At 35.9% G+C, this 18,876-nt stretch carries 21 protein-coding genes; 14 read left to right on the top strand and 7 right to left on the bottom strand.

The annotated features are described in order from the left end of the window. The 6 genes from ACK4HO_RS02010 to ACK4HO_RS01985 form a co-directional block, all read left to right on the top strand. Positions 1 to 1,514, top strand: a 1,514-nt coding sequence (locus ACK4HO_RS02010; protein WP_409661817.1) for a hypothetical protein, incomplete at its 5' end; no start/stop codon positions are given. Next, positions 1,511 to 2,554, top strand: a complete 1,044-nt coding sequence (locus ACK4HO_RS02005) for a glycosyltransferase (RefSeq protein WP_409661814.1) — start codon at positions 1,511 to 1,513, stop codon at positions 2,552 to 2,554. The genes ACK4HO_RS02010 and ACK4HO_RS02005, both read left to right, overlap by 4 nt. Beyond that, the gene (locus ACK4HO_RS02000; RefSeq protein ID WP_409661811.1) at positions 2,547 to 3,686 is read left to right on the top strand and encodes a hypothetical protein; all 1,140 of its coding nucleotides are present in this window, start codon (positions 2,547 to 2,549) and stop codon (positions 3,684 to 3,686) included. Before ACK4HO_RS02005 ends, ACK4HO_RS02000 begins: the two co-directional genes overlap by 8 nt. 322 nt (positions 3,687 to 4,008) lie before the next feature. Beyond that, the gene (locus tag ACK4HO_RS01995; protein ID WP_409661808.1) at positions 4,009 to 5,088 is read left to right on the top strand and encodes a radical SAM protein; all 1,080 of its coding nucleotides are present in this window, start codon (positions 4,009 to 4,011) and stop codon (positions 5,086 to 5,088) included. A gap of 2 nt (positions 5,089 to 5,090) precedes the next feature. Continuing rightward, positions 5,091 to 6,614, top strand: a complete 1,524-nt coding sequence (locus ACK4HO_RS01990) for a B12-binding domain-containing radical SAM protein (protein WP_409661806.1) — start codon at positions 5,091 to 5,093, stop codon at positions 6,612 to 6,614. Further along, positions 6,615 to 7,277 carry a methyltransferase gene (locus ACK4HO_RS01985; protein ID WP_409661803.1) on the top strand — a complete coding sequence of 221 codons (663 nt, stop codon included), beginning with the start codon at positions 6,615 to 6,617 and terminating at the stop codon, positions 7,275 to 7,277. Here ACK4HO_RS01985 and ACK4HO_RS01980 read toward each other — a convergent pair. After that, entirely contained in the window at positions 7,258 to 8,283 is a 1,026-nt protein-coding gene (locus tag ACK4HO_RS01980; protein WP_409661800.1) for a LacI family DNA-binding transcriptional regulator, read from the bottom strand. The two genes, ACK4HO_RS01985 and ACK4HO_RS01980, sit on opposite strands and share 20 nt — an antisense overlap. A 271-nt stretch (positions 8,284 to 8,554) precedes the next feature. Here ACK4HO_RS01980 and rplM point away from each other — a divergent pair, with 271 nt between their 5' ends. The 6 genes from rplM (at position 8,555) to ACK4HO_RS01950 (ending at position 12,844) form a co-directional block, all read left to right on the top strand. After that, complete coding sequence (gene rplM / locus ACK4HO_RS01975; RefSeq protein WP_121311953.1) at positions 8,555 to 9,010, top strand: 50S ribosomal protein L13; 456 nt, start codon at positions 8,555 to 8,557, stop codon at positions 9,008 to 9,010. Next, complete coding sequence (rpsI, locus tag ACK4HO_RS01970) at positions 9,010 to 9,396, top strand: 30S ribosomal protein S9 (RefSeq protein WP_176306470.1); 387 nt, start codon at positions 9,010 to 9,012, stop codon at positions 9,394 to 9,396. The genes rplM and rpsI overlap by 1 nt, the downstream gene beginning before the upstream one ends. Before the next feature lie 187 nt (positions 9,397 to 9,583). After that, positions 9,584 to 10,414, top strand: a complete 831-nt coding sequence (gene rpsB, locus ACK4HO_RS01965) for a 30S ribosomal protein S2 (protein WP_409661848.1) — start codon at positions 9,584 to 9,586, stop codon at positions 10,412 to 10,414. A 139-nt stretch (positions 10,415 to 10,553) separates the two neighbouring features. Further along, the gene (gene tsf / locus ACK4HO_RS01960; RefSeq protein ID WP_409661796.1) at positions 10,554 to 11,522 is read left to right on the top strand and encodes a translation elongation factor Ts; all 969 of its coding nucleotides are present in this window, start codon (positions 10,554 to 10,556) and stop codon (positions 11,520 to 11,522) included. 121 nt (positions 11,523 to 11,643) lie between these two features. Then, positions 11,644 to 12,294: a queuosine precursor transporter gene (locus ACK4HO_RS01955; protein ID WP_409661793.1), complete on the top strand. Its 651-nt coding sequence runs from the start codon at positions 11,644 to 11,646 to the stop codon at positions 12,292 to 12,294. Next, positions 12,284 to 12,844 (top strand): DNA-3-methyladenine glycosylase I, encoded by a 561-nt coding sequence (locus tag ACK4HO_RS01950; RefSeq protein WP_409661790.1) that lies wholly within the window; start codon positions 12,284 to 12,286, stop codon positions 12,842 to 12,844. The genes ACK4HO_RS01955 and ACK4HO_RS01950 overlap by 11 nt, the downstream gene beginning before the upstream one ends. A gap of 17 nt (positions 12,845 to 12,861) precedes the next feature. Here ACK4HO_RS01950 and aat read toward each other — a convergent pair whose 3' ends face one another. The 3 genes from aat to ACK4HO_RS01935 form a co-directional block, all read right to left on the bottom strand. After that, a complete protein-coding gene (gene aat / locus ACK4HO_RS01945; RefSeq protein WP_409661787.1) occupies positions 12,862 to 13,503 on the bottom strand; it encodes a leucyl/phenylalanyl-tRNA--protein transferase in 642 nt (213 codons plus the stop codon). Positions 13,504 to 13,600: 97 nt separating this feature from the next. Then, complete coding sequence (locus ACK4HO_RS01940; RefSeq protein WP_409661784.1) at positions 13,601 to 13,978, bottom strand: DUF3127 domain-containing protein; 378 nt, start codon at positions 13,976 to 13,978, stop codon at positions 13,601 to 13,603. Positions 13,979 to 13,980: 2 nt separating this feature from the next. Beyond that, positions 13,981 to 14,856 carry a flavin reductase family protein gene (locus ACK4HO_RS01935; protein ID WP_409661845.1) on the bottom strand — a complete coding sequence of 292 codons (876 nt, stop codon included), beginning with the start codon at positions 14,854 to 14,856 and terminating at the stop codon, positions 13,981 to 13,983. A 191-nt stretch (positions 14,857 to 15,047) separates the two neighbouring features. On the opposite strand from ACK4HO_RS01935, the gene ACK4HO_RS01930 reads away from it, so the two are divergent. Further along, a complete protein-coding gene (locus tag ACK4HO_RS01930; protein WP_409661781.1) occupies positions 15,048 to 16,202 on the top strand; it encodes a sensor histidine kinase in 1,155 nt (384 codons plus the stop codon). Here the strand turns inward: ACK4HO_RS01930 and ACK4HO_RS01925 are convergent. The 3 genes from ACK4HO_RS01925 to greA form a co-directional block, all read right to left on the bottom strand. Then, positions 16,199 to 17,350, bottom strand: a complete 1,152-nt coding sequence (locus ACK4HO_RS01925) for a transglutaminase domain-containing protein (RefSeq protein WP_409661778.1) — start codon at positions 17,348 to 17,350, stop codon at positions 16,199 to 16,201. The genes ACK4HO_RS01930 and ACK4HO_RS01925 overlap by 4 nt on opposite strands. Positions 17,351 to 17,422: 72 nt before the next feature. Beyond that, positions 17,423 to 17,812 (bottom strand): HIT family protein, encoded by a 390-nt coding sequence (locus tag ACK4HO_RS01920; RefSeq protein WP_409661775.1) that lies wholly within the window; start codon positions 17,810 to 17,812, stop codon positions 17,423 to 17,425. Between the two features lies 1 nt (position 17,813). Continuing rightward, positions 17,814 to 18,290 (bottom strand): transcription elongation factor GreA, encoded by a 477-nt coding sequence (greA, locus tag ACK4HO_RS01915; protein WP_409661772.1) that lies wholly within the window; start codon positions 18,288 to 18,290, stop codon positions 17,814 to 17,816. 161 nt (positions 18,291 to 18,451) lie between these two features. Between greA and ACK4HO_RS01910 the strand changes: the two genes are divergently transcribed. Then, on the top strand, positions 18,452 to 18,871 hold the full coding sequence (locus ACK4HO_RS01910) for a hypothetical protein (protein WP_409661770.1): 420 nt from the start codon (positions 18,452 to 18,454) through the stop codon (positions 18,869 to 18,871). Positions 18,872 to 18,876: the final 5 nt, after the last annotated feature.

Below are 18,876 nucleotides of genomic sequence, written 5' to 3'. Positions count from 1 at the left end.
AGAGCAATTTCGAAAACCAGTTTGAAAGCTTTGAAATTGAAAACCAAATCGATTTTGGCAAGTGGATTAATGAAAATCACCAAATGAGAATAGGTACCAACATACTAAGCGCTCCTTTATTCCTGATTATCATCGCCTTCGTGATTTGGAGTTTATCCAATTTTGTCCTTGATTTCGACGGATTGTATGGTCAGGATGCCTATGAATATTTGCGATACACCAATGCTTTGCATGCGTTTCTGAGCAACGGTACAAATCCGGGAGATTACTTCTGGCCTTTGTATTATCCGGTTTTTGGGGCAATATTAGGTTTTGTATTGAAACCCGCTATTTCACTACAAGCAATCAGTATTTTTTCTTTCCTAATTACCGTAAAATACTTAATCAAAATCATCGGTTTACTTTACCCAAAAAGCAAAACGGCTTCGCTTTACATTTTGCTCTTCTTTTTCTTGTCGCCAATAGCTTTCAGGCTGAGCTTAGTGGTCATGTCTGATATGTTAACGGTTGCTTTTATCGTTTTGTGTTACTACAACTCGCTACTGTATTTAAAGAAGGAAACCGTTCTAAACTTGGTGCTTGCTTTACTCTTTGGCGTTAGCGCTGTAATGACACGATACGTTGCCTTTGTTGTATTGTTCCCTTTGGGAATTAGTGTTTTGTTTTTCATTATGAAAGCAAAAGAAAGACTGAAACATTTACCATTGTTATTGCTAATTGCACTTTTATTAATTCTTCCGCATTTAATAGTCAGAAATCAAAACTCAATCGCTTTTTTGGGTCATAATTGGCTGAAAGAATGGTCGGTTTTTAATTTTTTTCAAAGTGCTTTTAACGCGGATGATGGCTTGAGCCACTACTTTTTACCAAATATTCTCTACGCCTTTTCGGCCGCATTCGACCCGCGCTATTTTTTTGCCGGTGTGTTTTTAATCATCCCGTTTTTTAAAGTAAAAAACCGCGCTAAATTCCTTTGGCTGTTTGTTTCGGCTTTTATGCTTTACGGATTCTTTCTAGCCGGAATTCCCTATCAAAATAACCGGTATTTGTTTTTATCGTTTCCGATACTGTTGGTTGTCCTTTTCCCTTATTTCAATTGGATTCTGGAACTTATCAGAAATAAAAAACTGAAAAACAGTATGATTTCATTGGTGGTTATACTTCAAATGATCCTGTGTTTTTTGGCACTCAAACCAATGTTGGAAAGAAATTCCTTTGAAAGAAAAGTAGCTACCCAAATCCGTCCGTATCAAAACAACACGCTTTACAGTTTTGACATTGACATTGCATTGCAAGGAAGAGATTTGAAATTTAACTATCAAAATTTATGGACTAAAAAATACAATAAATTTGAAGAAAACGCATTGGTCCTATTCCATCCTAACAAATTTGAAAGCAAATGGAAAGGTCAAAACTTGATGCTAAATTGGGAATTTTTGAAAAGAAATTACAATCTCAAAATAATCAGTCATTTTCCTGACGGATGGAAGTTGTATAAAATCACTGCGAAATGAAAAATTGGCAACGACATATCGTATTCTTAACGCCGGGTTTCGCGCAAAGAGAAACTGACACTACCACTATTCCGGCGATTTCAATTTACATCAAAGCCCTAAAGATCAATAATCCTGAATTAAAAATTACCATAATTAGTTTTCATTATCCATTTGATTCTAAGCCTTATACATGGTTTGGTTGTGATGTGATTTCATTGAACGGTAAAAATAAACGAGTTAAAAAACCTTGGCTGTATCGCAATTCCTGGCAGTTGCTTTCTCGAGTTCACAAAAATTCCCCCATTCATTTAATTCATAGTTTTTGGCTTGGAGAATGCGCGTTCATTGGACAGTGGTTTTCAAAAAGAAACCACATTAAACACTTGACCACTTTAATGGGTCAAGATGTTTTGAAAGGAAACATTTTTGGAAAAATGCTGCCGTTACAAAAAATGATATTTATCAGTCTATCCGACCTACAACAAAAACTTTTTAAAGAAAACTATGCCATAGAATCTATAGTTATTCCATGGGGAATTAATCCAACCGATTTTAGTGAACCACGACCGAAGATTATTGATTTTATTAACGTTGGCTCACTAAATAAAATTAAAAACCAAGAAGAATTCATCAAAATTGTTTTTGAAATTAATCAAAAGCAACCGGTTAAAGCATTGATTATTGGCGAAGGTAAGGAGAGAAAACATCTTCAACAGAAAATTCAATTATTGAATTTAGAATCCGTTATTGAATTAAAAGGATTGTGTTCGTATCAAGAAACGCTTTCGTACATTTCCCAATCTAAAATTCTAATTCACACTAGTAACTACGAAAGTTTTGGGATAATTTTTGCCGAAGCATTACAATGTAAAACAAAGATTGTTTCAAAAAATGTAGGCGCGGCCTATGAAAACGAAAACTGGTTCATTGGAACTGACTCCCTTGAATTGATTAATGGTGCATTAAATTTTCTAAAACTGCCTTTTTTTGAATCCGATGGAAATCCATTCCTTATTGAAAAAACCTTAGAACAATATTTAAAAATATACTATGAATAGAGCTTTTCAAATAGTATATTTTCTGGCTCGAATGTTTTCCATTCCAGCTTTTAACGTACTGACTCTGACAGTGGGAATACACTTATTTGGAAAAGAAAATTGGGGCGAATACATTAGTGTTAGTATATGGGTTTTTTTGATTTCATTTTTAGCCAAATGGTCTGGACAAACTCATATTATTAGAGAGTTTAGTCAAAATCCTTCTCAAATTTTTACTATTTTTTATTCCAATTTTATAGAACGAAGCGTTTTTTTATCCTTGACTCTTTTGCTTTTTCTTTTTACCTCTTACAACGTGGCCATAGCTTCAACCTTATTGGTAATTCTTATTTATGTTTACAATAGTTTGGAGAATTTGTTGGTTTACTTTCAAAAATTTAAAACTCAAATTGTCATTGAAATTATAGGCTTTTTGTCACTTTTGGTCGGACTTCTCGCTATTCACTCTTATGATTTAGAAAGCGTAATTTATGTATTTGCTGTTTCTTTTTTATTCCGAATAATTATGGCTGCTTTTGCCATACAACTTCCAAAAACAAAACCAAATTTGAAGGTAAATTTCCAAAACTTATATAAAACTTTTCCGTTTTTTTTAATTGGATTTAGTGGTTGGTTGGCATCTAAAATCGATCTTTATATTGTAAGTTTTTATTTTTCGAAAGTTAAACTTGCCGAATACCAATTATTCATTACTTGTTTTTTAATGGTTCAATCACTATCTGGATTAGCTTTAATTCCGTTTTACAAACACTTATACCGTTTGCCTCAATATGTGATAGCAAAAATAAATCAAAACATCCGATTCCTTGCTTTGCCACTTGTTGGATTTGCATCTTTACTCATTTGGCTAGCCTTAGAAAATTATTATTCGATTGGATATCCTGTATTGTATTATATTTTAGCCGCATGTGCTAGTTTGGCCTCTTTTTATTATTCCGTTACCGCACTTCAATTGTATCGAACCAACAAAGAGAAAAAAATGGTTTTAATCGGTTTTTTAACAATTGGAATACAAAGTTTAGTTACATTAATTTTAATTCAATTACTAAATGTTTTGGGAGTTTTACTTTCCATCTTAATTGCACAATGGTTATATTTGTTTCTAATTAATCGCGAAATAAAAAAAATCTAATGACTGTATTCTGTCAAATAAATTATAAATGTCTTAACCATAAAACTAGGATTGTATCAATTTATGTGCTTTTAATGAAATCATTTCTCATTCGTATCAGACAACTATTTTTAAAAATGAAAATTTACTTTTCTTTGGTAATGGTGTGTCAAAAATTCAGCAAATCCTACTTGCCAAATTTGATTTTGAAGGATGCTACGCCCACGCCTGTAAATCGTCCCTAACAGATTAGCGCCAATGAAGCATTCTTTTAGATATAAGTTTAATAAATTGGGTTGTTTTACATATTCGTATCTAGCCTAAAATATCAAATTAACCTCTGATGATTTTAAAAATCTTAAAACATACTAATCAAAATGTTTTTCCCAAAAACTATTTTTTTCCACCCAAATGGATTGTTCTTGGCGTAAACAATGTCTGCAATTTGCATTGCAAAATGTGCGATGTTGGCACCAATTCCTTGGAAACTAATTTTGCGCAAAATCTTGTGGGCACGCATCCGCTGAATATGCCTATGGAATTGTTTCAAAAAATTATTAATCAAACAGCAATATATTATCCGACTGCGAAATTGGGCTATGCTTTTACTGAGCCGTTAGTTTATCCACATTTAGAAGCTTCTTTGCTTTATGCAAAAAATAAAAACATAAAAACGGCGATTACAACCAACGCTTTAACTTTAAAACAAAATGCCAAAAAACTGATCGATGGCAAATTAGGTCAATTATTCATCTCTTTGGATGGACCACAAGAAATACATAACCACATCCGTGGACATCAAAAATCTTTTCAAAAAGCCATTGAAGGCATTGAAGCTATTTTGGAATTAAATCCGAAGCAAGAAATTTCCATATTTTGTGTCATCACCGAATGGAATATCGGACATTTAAAAGAATTTGCAAATTTTTTTAAAAACTATCCGCTAAAAAGTATCGGTTTTATGCATACTAATTTTACGCCGCAATCCGTTGCAGATAATCACAATTTAATTTGGGGACATTCCTATACCGCAACTGCCTCTAATGTAGATGAAATTAATATTAAAAATTATAATTTAGAATTACTTTGGGACGAAATTCAGGAGATTAAAAATGATGACAATCCTTTCACTATTTCATTTTCTCCGGAGATGAGAACCAAAGAAAAGCTTTTTGAATTTTACCTTAATCCCGAGAAAATAATCGGGAAAATATGCAATGATGTTTTTTCTAACATTATGATTAAATCGGACGGAAGTGTTATACCATCCCATGGCAGATGTTATAATTTATGTATCGGTAATCTTAATGAAAACTCACTACAGGAAATTTGGAACAGTCAAGTATTAAAAAAATTTCGCTCCGACTTGGTGACTAACGGAGGTTTGTTGCCAGCATGTAGCAGATGTTGCAGCGCCTTTTAATTATGAAAACAAATAAAATTATCCTTTTCAACCCAAAAAGCGCCAACGGCAAACACCGAATTCCGAATTCGATATTGCAAATTGGTGCTTCCATTCATGGTCGATATGACTATGTTTTTGTAGATGGCAATTTGGAGCAAAACCCTTGGGAAACCATTGAAAACTATTTAAAAACAGGCGAATTCAAATACTTTGGCTCAACAGTAATGCCCGGTCCGCAATTGCGTCAGGCGATTCCGTTTACCAAAAAAATAAAAGAATTATTCCCGGAAACGACGACGATTTGGGGTGGTTATTTTGCGGCGAATCAGTACAAAGTTTCTTTAGAATCTGGTGTGGTTGATTATATCATTAATGGCCCGGGCGATGTGGCTTTTCCTGCATTGATTACGGCTTTGGAACAAAACAAAGCAGCAGATATTTTCCTTATCAAAAACTTAATTTATAAAGATGCCAAAGGCGAAATTATCAAAACCGCTGTCGAGGCTTTACTTGACCAAGATACGTTGCCGAAGTTTCCTTATGACTATTTGAATTCGTTTTATCCGGTGCAGAGTTATTTGGCCAAAACCTTTATGGGCAACAAAACCTTGTCCTATCACTCCAGTATGGGTTGTCCTTTTTCGTGTTCGTTTTGCGCCGTGGTTCCCATTTATAATGCCAAATGGAAAGGCATGTCGGCTAACAGAATTTACGAAGATGTCAAATATTTCAAAGACAAATACAATATTGACGCGGTAGAATTTCACGACAATAATTTTTTTACGTCGAAAAAACGAGTGCTCGAATTTTCGGAACTCATCATGCATGATAATATCAGTTTTTGGGGCGAAGGCCGAATCGATACGATTAATATGTATAGTGATGACGAGTTGAAATTAATGCGAAAAGCCGGCTGCAAAATGATTTTCCTCGGTGCAGAAACCGGAAACGATGCCGTGTTAAAGCAAATGAATAAAGGCGGAACGCAAACCGGACAAATGATCAAAGATTTTGTATTGCGCATGAAAAATGCCGATATAATTCCGGAATTGTCTTTTGTATTGGGGATGCCTGCCAAAACCGAGAAAGAAGTTTATGACCAAATTCTTTGGGACATTAATTTCATCAAAGAAATCAAAGTCATTAATCCGAATGCGGAGATTATCATTTATTTATTCAGTCCTGTGCCAACAGAAGGTTCTGATTTGTACCAACAAATTCTGGATGCCGGATTTTCGTTTCCGAAACAGTTGGAAGACTGGATATCGCCAAGTTGGGAGAATTTTGACTTGAGAAAAAATCCGTTAACGCCTTGGTTAAAACCTTATATGATTGATACGATTAAAAACTTTGAAACGGTTCTGAACGGTTATTATCCGACGGTTTCCGATTTTAGAATTCACGGGTTTAAGAAAACAATTTTACAATCTGTTTCGAGTTGGCGTTACAAAACCGGAATTTACCATTATCCTTATGAAATCAAGGCTTTACACAAGCTTTGGAAATATCGTCAACCTGAGATTGAAGGGTTTTATTCGGAATAGATGAGGAAGTTTCTCAAAAAAATATCGCATCCTTTTTTGAAGTTTGGTTTGAATTTTTACTATTCTAAACCAAGAAATTTCACTTACAATAACATCAAAATCAAAGTCCATTCTGATGTTTTTCCGCCAAAATTGACTTTTAGCACCAAAATACTGTTGGATTTTATCCAAGAATTAGAATTAGAAAACAAAACGTTTTTGGAATTGGGTTGCGGTAGCGGAATTATTTCGCTTTTAGCCACAAAAAAGGGAGCAAAAGCCACCGCTTCCGATATCAATCAAACAGCTTTAGATTATTTGGTTACCAATGCTGAAAAAAATCATTTAAAAGTAGAAGCCGTTTATTCTGATTTGTTCCAAAATATAGAAAATCATTCTTTCGATTACATCATTATCAATCCGCCGTATTATCCTAAAGCGGCAAAAAGCATTAAAGAACAAGCTTGGTTTTGCGGAGAAAATTTCGAGTATTTTGAAAAGTTATTCCATCAGTTGCCGAGCTATTTATCTTCAGAAACCAATTGCTTCATGATTCTTTCCCAAGACTGCGAGAGTGAAAAAATAAAAGCCATAGCGATAAAAAATGCCATGGCTTTTGAGCTTGTTTTAGAGGAAAAGAAGTTGGTTGAAACCAATTATATTTTTAAGATAGTCGTTTGGTAGAGTCTCTTTGTCGCAACTCTGTTTTAATAGTTGTGGTCGTAAAAGTGAATGTTTCTTCTTCGCTTTCCAGTTTATCGATTAACAATTGGGCCGCTACTTCTCCGATTTCCGGACCGTGTTGGCTTACCGTGGATAAACTTGGCGTCATTCTTCTGGACCAAACGCCATCGGCAAAACCTATAATCGATAAGTCTTGCGGGATTTTATAACCGTTTTGGATGCCGAGTTTCATGGCCGTAACCGAAGCATGTTCGTCGACCGCGAAAACGCCATCGGGTTTGTTTTTGATAAAAAAGCCTCCAATTTTAGAATTGAACTCTTCGTTGTTATTGGTCAGAATCACTAAATTCTCATCTACTTTTAATCCGTGGTTTTCCAAGGCTTTGTAGAATCCTTTGGCTCTTAATTTTCCAACACTCAAATTATCAATGGCTGAAAGCAAGGCAATCTTTTTACAACCGGTTTTGATTAAATGTTCCATCGCATAGACGGCCGACTCAAAATCGTCTACAATTACTTTGTCGCAATTTACCTCATCGGCAATTCGGTCGAACATTACGATTGGTGTTCCTTCATTTATAATAGACGTAAAATGACCAAACTTTTGTAGTTTTTGTGATTCTTCCGAGATGGAAAGGATAAATCCGTCGATGGTTCCATTACTCAACATTTCAAGTGCATTGATTTCTTTTTCCAAGGATTCATTCGAAATACACGTAATTACTTTATACCCTTTTTCATCAGCCACTTTTTCGATGCCGCTAAATACTTTGGCAAAGAACGAGTTCAAAATGTTCGGAATAATGACACCAATGGTTTTGGTTCTTCTGTTTTTAAGGTTGAGACCAATTACATTAGGCTTATAATTTTTCAATTTAGCATATTCCTGCACACGTTGTTTGGTTGGTTCGCTGATTTCCGGACTTCCGTTCAAGGCTTTTGAAACGGTGGAAACTGAAACTCCTAATTCCTTCGCAATTTGTTTTAAGGTGGCTTTCGATTTCATTTTTATCTTGGTTAAAGTGTAAAAATAGTAAAATTTATTCTGCCAACTCTAATACAAGAATGAAAGTTAGCCGAAAAACATCAAAATTTTCATCTCAATTTGCATTAAAAATTAGGCTGTTTTGCCATGCTAAGTCTATTCATTTAAAGGATTTTAAGCAAAATCGGGCAGTTTATAAAAAAATTTGAAAAATGGTATTTGCTTTTATAATAAATAATTGTACTTTTGCACTCCCTTTATTGGGAATGGAATGTTTAATTAAAAAAATATTATGGACGCATTAAGCTACAAGACACAATCTACAACCAAGGCCACTTCTGGAAAAGAGTGGATCATCGTAGATGCTGAAGGTCATAACTTAGGTCGTTTTGCTTCAAAAGTTGCGATGCTTTTAAGAGGTAAATACAAGCCGAGTTATACACCTCACGTCGACTGTGGAGATAACGTAATTGTTATCAACGCAGAGAAAATCAACCTAACAGGTAACAAACTTGACGACAAGACTTACATTCGTCACACAGGTTACCCAGGTGGACAAAGAACTTTGACTGCAAAAGTTTTGCAATCAAAAAACCCTGCTTTGCTAGTGGAGAAAGCAGTGAAAGGAATGTTACCTAAAAACAAATTAGGAGCAGAACTTTTCAGAAATTTAAATGTTGTTGTAGGAACTGAGCACAAACAAGGTGCACAAAAACCTAAAACAGTTAACCTAAACGATCTTAAATAATGGGAGTTATTCACAAAATCGGTAGAAGAAAATGTGCAGTAGCACGTGTTTATGTTTCAGAAGGAACAGGAAAAATCACCGTTAACAAAAGAGAATTCAACAACTACTTCCCAACTGCTACTTTACAGTACAAAGTATTACAGCCAATGTCTATGACAAACAACGCTGACAATTTTGACGTAAAAGTAAATGTATACGGTGGTGGTTCAACAGGTCAGGCAGAAGCTGTGAGAATGGCTATTGCAAGAGCAATGTGTGAAGTGGAAGCTGAAAACAGAGCTATCCTAAAACCAGAAGGATTACTAACAAGAGATCCAAGAATGGTAGAACGTAAAAAATTCGGTCAGAAAAAAGCGAGAAAGAGATTCCAATTCTCGAAACGTTAATATTCGGTATTTACCGCAATATATTTTCAGATTATTTTTTACAATTAAATTAGAATTTAAAACAAAGTTGTCGATATTCCTTGTAAAAAGGGAATTAGTTTAGCATCGAAATGCAGTCCAAAGTCTTAATCATTAAGCGAAAAAAGGTGACGCATTGCTAATCAAACGGAACGTAAACTATTACACAATGGCAAACAAAATTGACGTTAAAGAATTATTAGAAGCAGGTGTTCACTTCGGACACATGACTCGTAAGTGGGATCCAAACATGGCCCCTTACATCTATATGGAGCGTAATGGAATTCACATTATTAACCTATACAAAACCGCTGCCAAAATTGAAGAGGCTAATGAAGCCATGAAAAAAATCGCAGCATCTGGTAGAAAAATACTTTTCGTAGCTACCAAAAAACAAGCAAAAGATATCGTATCTGAAAAAGCATTGGCTTGTAACATGCCGTACATCACTGAAAGATGGCCTGGTGGTATGTTAACTAACTTCGTTACTATTCGTAAAGCCGTTAAAAAAATGGCTTCTATTGATAAAATGAAGAAAGATGGTACTTTCATGACTTTGTCTAAAAAAGAAAGACTACAAGTTGATCGTCTTCGTGCCAAATTAGAGAAGAACTTAGGTTCTATCGCTGATATGTCAAGATTACCTGCTGCTTTATTCGTAGTAGATATCAAAGCGGAACACATCGCAATCAAAGAAGCACAAAAATTAAACATTCCAGTTTTTGCAATGGTTGATACTAACTCTGATCCACGTGAAGTAGATTACGTTATCCCAGCCAATGATGATGCTTCAAAATCAATTGATAAAATTTTAACTTTAGTTACTGACGCTGTTAAAGACGGTTTAGCTAATAGAACTGCTGAAGGTTCTGACGCTGCTCCTGAAGTAGAAGCTGAAGAAACTGTAGAAGTAGTAGCTGCTCCGGTAGCAGAAGCTCCGGCTGTTGAAGCTGAAGTTGCTCCTGAAGTAGAAGCTACAGAAACTAAAACTGAAGAATAAAACAAATTTAAATTCCAAGAATAAAATTCCAAGTTCCAAAGAATTATCAATCTTGATAATTTAATAAAGTTGGAATTTGGGATTTTACAATTGGAATTTCTTTTTTTACAAAAAAATTAATTTAAATTAAAAAAATATTATGTCAACAATCACAATTACTGCTGCAGACGTAAATAAATTAAGACAAACTACAGGTGCCGGAATGATGGACTGTAAAAAAGCTTTAGTTGAAGCTGAAGGAGATTTCGATAAAGCTATACAAAACCTTAGAGAAAAAGGACAAAAAGTAGCTGCTAACCGTTCTGACCGTGAGTCTTCTGAAGGAGCTGCAGTTTCTTTTATCAATGCTGACAATACTAAAGGAGCGATCATCACTTTAAACTGCGAAACAGATTTCGTAGGTAAAAATGAAGCTTTCGTAACTTTAGCTAAAGAATTGGTTGAAAAAGCAATCAACTTCTCTTCTAAAGAAGCATTCTTAGCTTCAGATTTCAACGGAATTACTGTAGCTGAAAAATTAATCGAGCAAACTGGTGTTATCGGTGAAAAAATCGAAATCGGTGGTTTTGAAATCTTAGAAGGCGCTTTCGTTGGATCTTATGTTCACGTTAACAAAATTGCTGCCTTAACTGCTATTTCTGCACCAATTGCCAACGCTGACGTTTTAACCAAAGACATCTCTATGCAAGTGGCTTCAATGGGAGCTGATACATTATCTTATAAAGATTTTGATCCTGCCTTCGTAGCTTCTGAATTGGCTGCTCGTATTGCGGTAATCGAAAAAGAAAATGAAGAAGCAAAACGTTTAGGAAAAACTTTGAAAAATGTTCCTAAATATATTTCTTTCTCTCAATTAACTCCAGAAGTTTTAAAACAAGCGGAAGAAGATGCTAAAGCGGAATTAAAAGCGGAAGGTAAACCAGAACAAATTTGGGATAAAATTATTCCCGGAAAAGTACAACGTTTCATCTCTGACAACACTACTTTAGACCAAGAAAAAGCCTTATTAGATCAAAACTTCATCAAAGATGATAGTAAAAAAGTAGGCGATTATGTTAAAGGATTCAACGTTGAAATCACAGGTTTCAAAAGAGTTACTTTGGGATAATCTCATGAATTAAAAATTATTAATTCAACACACTAAAAACCTCGGTTCTTCATTGAATCGAGGTTTTTTCTTTTCTCAAAAAACTGTACATTTGAAATATTAGGTATGTAAATCAAAACTCATGTTCCAATCCAAAAAAGACACCGTTTATGTAGTCCTTGCAGGCATCTTCATAACCAATGCCATAGTCGCCGAACTCATAGGCGGAAAACTGATTGATGTGGGCACAGCGGTCATGAGCATCGGTATTTTACCGTGGCCTATCGTATTTGTCACCACCGATTTAATCAATGAATACTTTGGCGAAAAAGGAGTAAGAAGACTTTCTTTCATCACCGCCGGACTCATTGCTTATACTTTTTTCATTTTATATTTTGCCATGAAAATCCCGGCTACCGGAATTAGTTCGGTTTCTAGTGACCAATTTGACGCGGTTTTTGGACAAAGCCAATTGATTATTGTCGGCAGTATCATCGCCTTTTTGGCTTCTCAGTTGATTGATGTGACCATATTTCATTATGTCAAAAGACGAACCGGCAACAAAATGATTTGGCTCAGAAGTACGGGTTCAACGGTTATCTCACAATTCTTTGACAGTTTTATCGTCTTGGGAATTGCCTTTTGGTTACCGGGAATTATGGACACCAAAACTTATATCATCTCCGGATTGACGGGTTATACCGTTAAATTAATTATTGCGGTTGGGATGACGCCGTTTATTTATTTAGGACATTCATTAATTGAAAAATACATTGCCAAAGATGGAAAGTAAAACCCGCTGCGCTTGGTGTGAAAAAGATGATTTATACCGCGATTACCACGACAACGAATGGGGAAATCCCGTATATGACGACGATAAATTATTCGAGTTTTTAGTATTAGAAACTTTCCAAGCCGGATTGAGTTGGTACACGATTTTGAAAAAAAGAGATAATTTCAGAAATGCTTTCGACCAATTTGATTACAAAAAAGTAGCGCTATACAACGAAGACAAAGTATCAGAATTGATGCAAGACGCAGGCATCATTCGCAACGGCTTAAAAATAAAAGGAACAATTGCCAATGCCATTGCGTTTATGGAAATTCAGGAAGAATTCGGAAGCTTTTCTAAATACATCTGGAAATTTACCGGAGGAAAACCGATTGAAAACAACATCAAGAAAATGAGCGATATCAAATCCACTACACCACTTTCAGACGAAATCAGTAAAGATTTAAAAAAACGCGGATTTAAGTTTGTCGGCTCAACAGTAGTCTACGCACACATGCAAGCCACCGGAATGGTGAATGATCATGTGGAAGATTGTTGGAAGAGAAAATAGTGGTCAGTGTTCATTGTTCAGTCGACAGACTTCAAAACCTTAATAAAAGTCTCTCTCGAAATCTCAAACGCACCCAATTTCTCCAAATGGTCATTGTGTATTTGACAATCTAAGAGTTTGTAATTCTTATCTTTTAAGTATTGTACCAAAGTCACAAACGCAATTTTACTCGCATTTGGCACTTTAGAAAACATACTTTCGCCACAGAAAACGTGCCCTAAATCGACGCCATACAAACCGCCAACCAATTTGCCATTTTGCCAAACTTCTACCGATTGAGCGAAACCCATTTCGTGCAATTTAGTATACGATTCGACAATATCATCACTAATCCAAGTGCCGTCTTGGTCTTTGCGGTCTATTTGTTGGCAATTCCGAATCACTTCTTCAAAGTTTTGGTTGAAAGTAATGTCGAACTTCTTCTGGTTTAATAAATTACGTGTGCTCTTCGAAACCTTATACAATTGCGGCGCAACTACCATTCGCTCCGGCGGTGACCACCAAAGAATAGGCTCATCCGGATTAAACCATGGAAATATCCCATTCCGGTACGCCAACAACAATCGGTCAGTAGACAAATCGCCACCAACCGCCAAAATGCCTTCATACGAAGCTTCGTCGACTGGTGGAAAGTATAGGTCTTTAGTTAAAAAATGCATAAGAAAGTGTCAAATGTAAAAAGTCTTAAAGTCGAATGTCAAAATTGTAATAAAAATGACGTTTGACTTTAAGACTTTTGGCTTTAAGACGAATTTATTAAAAAGGTAAATCGTCGTGCTCTTCTTCGTTGAAGTTCGTAGCCGGTGCAAAAGCTTCTGCCGGTGGCATTGGCGCCATTCCCGGTGCAGCCGGAGCTTCAGCTTGTATTCTTTCCACTCTCCAACCTTGTATGTCGTTGAAATATTTGGTTTCTCCTTGCGGATTTATCCATTCTCTTCCTCTTAAGTTGATTGAAACTTTTACCGCTTCCCCTACATTATAGTTGTTCAATAAATCACATTTATCCTGCACAAAATTGATGCTGATAAACTGCGGATATTGCTCTTCTGTAGCCACAACTAATTCTCTTTTTCTAAAACTGGCACTCACTTGTTGCTCAGGATTAATCACTTTAATTTTTCCGGTAACTTCCATAATTATTGTTTTGCTAAAAGTACTTTCCAAGCCGAAAGCACTTCATTATTATTCAAATATTCTTTTGCTTTTTGGTGTATTTTTTGCTCGTCATCCGAACTCAAAACGCCCTTTACGGCAAAATTCTGTTTTACAAATATAGTAATTTCTTCTTCCGTTGGCAAGGCTTCTACATTTCCTAATTTACCCAAATCATTCCCATCAAAAATTGGACTTTTCTTGATAAAATCCGGAATAGAATCCACGCCTATTCCCAGTGTCACCAAGGGCTTCTCCACTTCAAACAAGCCTTGATTCGAACGCGAATACCAATTGCCTCCCAAACGCGAAACCAAATCAATTTTGCTTTGGTCAATCACACCTTTATCATCCAACACGTTTTCGTTGATGTGAATTTTAACCACTTCACAAATGATTAAATTCCCTGCGCCGCCTTGATTTCCTAAAGCGATAATTTCGTTGACTTTGCATTCCATTTGCACCGGACTTTCAGCCACACGAAACGGCTTCACCATATCCGAAGGCAACATTGTCAACCCGGATTTGATAAATTCATTTACACCATCGGCATATTCTGTACTCGACAATGAAGCTTGTTGCACGATATCATAATTCACTACATTAATCACAACTTCTTTAGTGGCTTCACAGTTTTCCAAAGTGTGTTTGGTAGTATTATTTCTAACACGACGCGCAGGCGAAAAAACCAGTATCGGCGGATTCGAACTAAACACGTTAAAAAAACTAAAAGGAGACAAATTAGGCTTGCCGTTTTTATCAATTGTGCTGGCAAAAGCAATCGGGCGTGGCGCTACCGCACTTTGCAAATAACCTTGCAATTGCGCCGGTGAAAGCGTATGAGGTTCAAAACTGAGCATATTTTTTCTTTTTCCCAAAAATACAATTTTAATTGATTTCAGGAGCGAATGGTTTGGGCATTCTTGGCATCCGTATTCCTGCTTTCTGTTACAATCAACTTTTGCAAAGTTGATTTCCTCGGCAATCAGGGCTAAACAGAAATCGTCTTGCACTTTTGGCGGTTTTGTCTATATTTATAAAAAATTTCAGCATGCAGTTTTCCGAAAAAAGAAACACCACCCGTTGGATTATCATTATGGCTTCCTTTGTCATCGTGGCTTTAATTCTTTGGAATACGTATTCTTTTTTCCAAATCTTTAAAAATGAGGAACGTTTGAAGATGGAACTTTGGGCGAAATCTCAGGAAACCTTAATCAACGCCAACGAATATACCGATGTTGATTTGCCCTTACAGATTATTCAAACCGCTACTATTCCTATTATTGTTACCGAAAAAGATTCTATCATCAACACCAAGAATATTGATGAAGATATTCTGAAAGACAAAACCAAACTAAAGAGTTTTTTACAAAAACTAAAAAATCAAAATGACCCTATTGTCATGAAAATCTCAGAAGGTCGAACACATAGTTTATATTATGGTGATTCCTCTTTATTGAATAAACTGAAATACTATCCGGTGGCTTTGTTGCTGATTATTTTTCTTTTTGGTGGCTTGGTGTACAACTTTTACCGCAGTACCAAAATGGCCACGCAAAACAAACTTTGGGCCGGAATGGCGAAGGAAACCGCACACCAAATAGGCACACCATTGTCTTCTTTAATCGGTTGGCTCGAAATCATGAAAGCCGATAATGTCGCCGAGACAACAATTGTTGAAATTGAAAAAGACATCACCCGATTGCAAACCATCACGGATAGATTTTCAAAAATCGGTTCCGAACCCATATTGGAAAAACGCAACATCATCGAAGAAACCGAACAGTCATTTGATTACTTGCGGTCAAGATTTTCCAAGCAAGTCGAATTCTCTTTCAAAGCGCCTAAAAAACCCATTATGGTTTCACTCAATCCGGCATTACACAGTTGGACAGTTGAAAACTTAGTCAAAAATGCCATCGATGCCATGAAAGGACGAGGCAAACTTTCGGTAGTCATTGAAAGCGATAATACTTATGTGAAAATCTTGGTTTCCGACACCGGAAAAGGCATTCCTAAAAACCAATTCAAACGTGTTTTCGAACCCGGTTTTACGACCAAAAGACGTGGCTGGGGTTTGGGCTTGTCTTTAACTAAAAGGATAGTAGAGGAATACCACAAAGGGAAAATAAAAGTGCTGCATTCAGAGATTGACAAAGGAACCACTATGCAAGTTTCCTTTAAAAAATGGCAAAAAATCACTTAACGCTGCTTTGACAACATCAATTTCCTGCCAATTTTGGTTTTGCTCAAATATTCATTGAGAAAAGCTTCTTGTTTGTTAACTTCAATCATGATTTGGCTGATATTTCTTTTCAAATCGGAAAGCATGGTGCTATTTTGACTTCCTACCGAACCCACTCGGTAAACATCATCACTGCATTTGTTGAATTTGTCTTTGATGGTCTTCATCATATTTCTCATTTCATCATCGGAAATCGCCGGTTTAAAACCTCGCTGTCTGTAAAACACAAAATCATTAAAATAACCGATAGCTTCGTTGTATTGGGCTACCACATCGTTCAATTTTTCAATGTTTTTGTTTTGGGTTAACGCAGTAAACTGATTCTTCAAATAAGTATGGTGTTGCACAATCAAATTGTTTTTAAAACCATTTTTTTCAACCCTCGCCGCCGCTTGAAAGGCTTTATCTGACTCGGATAATTTTTCGTATTTATCAAGTTCTGTTTGGTAATCGAAATTGGTTTTGGCTTTATTGACCGCTTCTTTACCATCATAAAACTCCTGATTGGTCCATGGTGAACTTGAAAATTGCCACAAATAATCAAACGGTATATGGGTGGTGATCATTTTTTTGGGTTCCACTTTGAAGTAACTGTTGTTCAGCTTTTTGTTGAATTTTTGTTTATCAACATATCCTGCACCCCAAGTTGGGTCAAACAAAAACCACTTGCCGTCTATTTTCGAAGCAACCCAAGCATGAGAAATGGGCGCAACCTGACCCAACTGTTTGGTATAACCCGAAATGAGATAAGTTTTGAGCGCTAATTTATTGGCGATATCTTTAAAAACTTCGGCATAGTGAATACAGACACCTTTTCGTGATTTTAAGGTTTTCTCTATTTTTTCCTCGGGAGAATCCAATTGGTTTGGCTCAAACATATTGGGCACATCATAACTGATGTTGGTCGTTGTCCAGTAAAAAACAGCCCTGATTTTTTCGCTTTCCGTTTTGAAATTGGCATCAATAAAACGTGCTATTCCGCTGCTAGTTGTGGTCAAACTATCCGGAATTTGAGTCATTTTCTTGTCCAACATGAAATACTCATTGGTAGCTTGCCCAAAGGAAAGCTGAGTACAAAAGAGCACAAAAAGAATTAAACTGTTTCTCATGATTATTCCCTATAAAAAACCCTGCCAAATTTTAAAACTCTGCAGGGATATGCTACTTTAAGTAAAATTTAATTACAAATTGATTTGGATGGCTTTCGCTAAATCTTCAAACTCTTCTTTGGTCAAAGACACTTTTCGTTGGAAACGCATGTCATCCATATCGTGAAGCGGAATCAAATGCACATGAACATGCGGCACTTCCAGACCAACTACAGCCACGCCAATACGCTTGCACGGAACCGTTTTTTCAACGGCTTGGGCCACTTTTCGAGCAAATTTCATTAAGCCTAAATAGTGTTCCTCTTCCATGTCGAAAATCTTGTTGATTTCCTGTTTCGGAATACAAAGTGTATGTCCTTTGGCATTAGGATTAACATCTAAAAACGCTAAATAGTTGTCGTCTTCGGCTATCTTGTAAGCAGGAATTTCTCCGTTGACTATTTTGGTAAATATGGAACTCATTTTAGTCTCGGGAGATTTCTAAAATTTCAAAATTTAATTTGCCGTTTGGCACACTAATTTCAGCTATTTCGCCTACTTTTTTTCCTAATAAACCTCTACCAATTGGAGAACTCACCGAGATTTTTCCGGTTTTTAAATCGGCTTCACTTTCGGCTACCAAAGTGTACTTCATCTCCATGCCATTCGCTTGGTTTTTGATTTTTACATTGGATAAAACCAAGGCTTTGGAAACGTCTAATTGTGATTCATCAATCAATCTGGCGTTAGAATATACTTCTTCCATTTTGGCAATTCTCATCTCCAACATTCCTTGTGCTTCCTTGGCTGCGTCATATTCTGCATTCTCTGATAAATCGCCTTTATCTCTGGCTTCCGCTATAGCTTGAGAAGCTTTTGGTCTTTCTATACTTTTAAGTTGTTCTAATTCGTCCTTCAATTTCTTTAATCCTTCTGCCGTGTAATACGATACTGTACTCATAATTTCATCATTTATATAAATAGAAAAAATCCCATCGCAACGGGATTTCTTTTTGCAAAGATATTATTTTTAAACTTATTTCAAATTTGTTTACGTTGTATAACGTATGTCAAAGTTAATTAAATTAAATTTGTTTCGCTATAGTAATTCAATAAATTTACATGAAAAAGATAATCATCCTATTATTCTTGATGCCTTTTATTTACAGTTGTGACAGTGGCACCATTAATAACCGCAATCCGAACATTCCGAATTATACAGTTTATTTGCAAATCAACATGAGTTTGCCGGGCTATAGCAATTTGCAGTTTCCGAGCAATCACATTGTTGATTATTCTCAAGGTGCCAGAGGCATCGTGGTTTTCAATAATGGCAGCGGATTTGTAGCTTTTGATTTGGCTTGTCCTAATCAGGCTTTCGCCTCTTGTACTACGCCAATGAGCATTAGCGGTATTGAAGCCACTTGCGATTGTGATGATACTGTTTACAATTTGTTTTCGGGTCAAAGTCCGGGCCAACAATATCCAATGAAACAATATCGTGTTGACATCAATGGTGGTACTTTAATAATTACCAACTAAATAAA

This window comes from Flavobacterium sp. (assembly GCF_046296355.1).
Classification (GTDB): Bacteria; Bacteroidota; Bacteroidia; order Flavobacteriales; family Flavobacteriaceae; genus Flavobacterium.
The sequence above is the reverse complement of the archived record's forward strand: the minus strand, read 5'-3'. Positions and strand labels throughout refer to the sequence as shown.

Bases quoted from the DNA above. Each gene is read 5' to 3' on its own strand.
- ACK4HO_RS02005 (WP_409661814.1), top strand. From the start codon at position 1,511: ATGAAAAATTGGCAACGACATATCGTATTCTTAACGCCGGGTTTCGCG.
- ACK4HO_RS01935 (WP_409661845.1), bottom strand. From the start codon at position 14,856: ATGCTCAGTTTTGAACCTCATACGCTTTCACCGGCGCAATTGCAAGGT.
- ACK4HO_RS01995 (WP_409661808.1), top strand. From the start codon at position 4,009: ATGATTTTAAAAATCTTAAAACATACTAATCAAAATGTTTTTCCCAAA.
- ACK4HO_RS01920 (WP_409661775.1), bottom strand. From the start codon at position 17,812: ATGAGTTCCATATTTACCAAAATAGTCAACGGAGAAATTCCTGCTTAC.
- ACK4HO_RS01980 (WP_409661800.1), bottom strand. From the start codon at position 8,283: ATGAAATCGAAAGCCACCTTAAAACAAATTGCGAAGGAATTAGGAGTT.
- ACK4HO_RS01955 (WP_409661793.1), top strand. From the start codon at position 11,644: ATGTTCCAATCCAAAAAAGACACCGTTTATGTAGTCCTTGCAGGCATC.
- rpsB (WP_409661848.1), top strand. From the start codon at position 9,584: ATGGCAAACAAAATTGACGTTAAAGAATTATTAGAAGCAGGTGTTCAC.
- ACK4HO_RS02000 (WP_409661811.1), top strand. From the start codon at position 2,547: ATGAATAGAGCTTTTCAAATAGTATATTTTCTGGCTCGAATGTTTTCC.
- tsf (WP_409661796.1), top strand. From the start codon at position 10,554: ATGTCAACAATCACAATTACTGCTGCAGACGTAAATAAATTAAGACAA.
- ACK4HO_RS01940 (WP_409661784.1), bottom strand. From the start codon at position 13,978: ATGGAAGTTACCGGAAAAATTAAAGTGATTAATCCTGAGCAACAAGTG.
- rplM (WP_121311953.1), top strand. From the start codon at position 8,555: ATGGACGCATTAAGCTACAAGACACAATCTACAACCAAGGCCACTTCT.
- aat (WP_409661787.1), bottom strand. From the start codon at position 13,503: ATGCATTTTTTAACTAAAGACCTATACTTTCCACCAGTCGACGAAGCT.
- ACK4HO_RS01910 (WP_409661770.1), top strand. From the start codon at position 18,452: ATGAAAAAGATAATCATCCTATTATTCTTGATGCCTTTTATTTACAGT.
- rpsI (WP_176306470.1), top strand. From the start codon at position 9,010: ATGGGAGTTATTCACAAAATCGGTAGAAGAAAATGTGCAGTAGCACGT.
- ACK4HO_RS01985 (WP_409661803.1), top strand. From the start codon at position 6,615: ATGAGGAAGTTTCTCAAAAAAATATCGCATCCTTTTTTGAAGTTTGGT.
- ACK4HO_RS01925 (WP_409661778.1), bottom strand. From the start codon at position 17,350: ATGAGAAACAGTTTAATTCTTTTTGTGCTCTTTTGTACTCAGCTTTCC.
- greA (WP_409661772.1), bottom strand. From the start codon at position 18,290: ATGAGTACAGTATCGTATTACACGGCAGAAGGATTAAAGAAATTGAAG.
- ACK4HO_RS01950 (WP_409661790.1), top strand. From the start codon at position 12,284: ATGGAAAGTAAAACCCGCTGCGCTTGGTGTGAAAAAGATGATTTATAC.
- ACK4HO_RS01930 (WP_409661781.1), top strand. From the start codon at position 15,048: ATGCAGTTTTCCGAAAAAAGAAACACCACCCGTTGGATTATCATTATG.
- ACK4HO_RS01990 (WP_409661806.1), top strand. From the start codon at position 5,091: ATGAAAACAAATAAAATTATCCTTTTCAACCCAAAAAGCGCCAACGGC.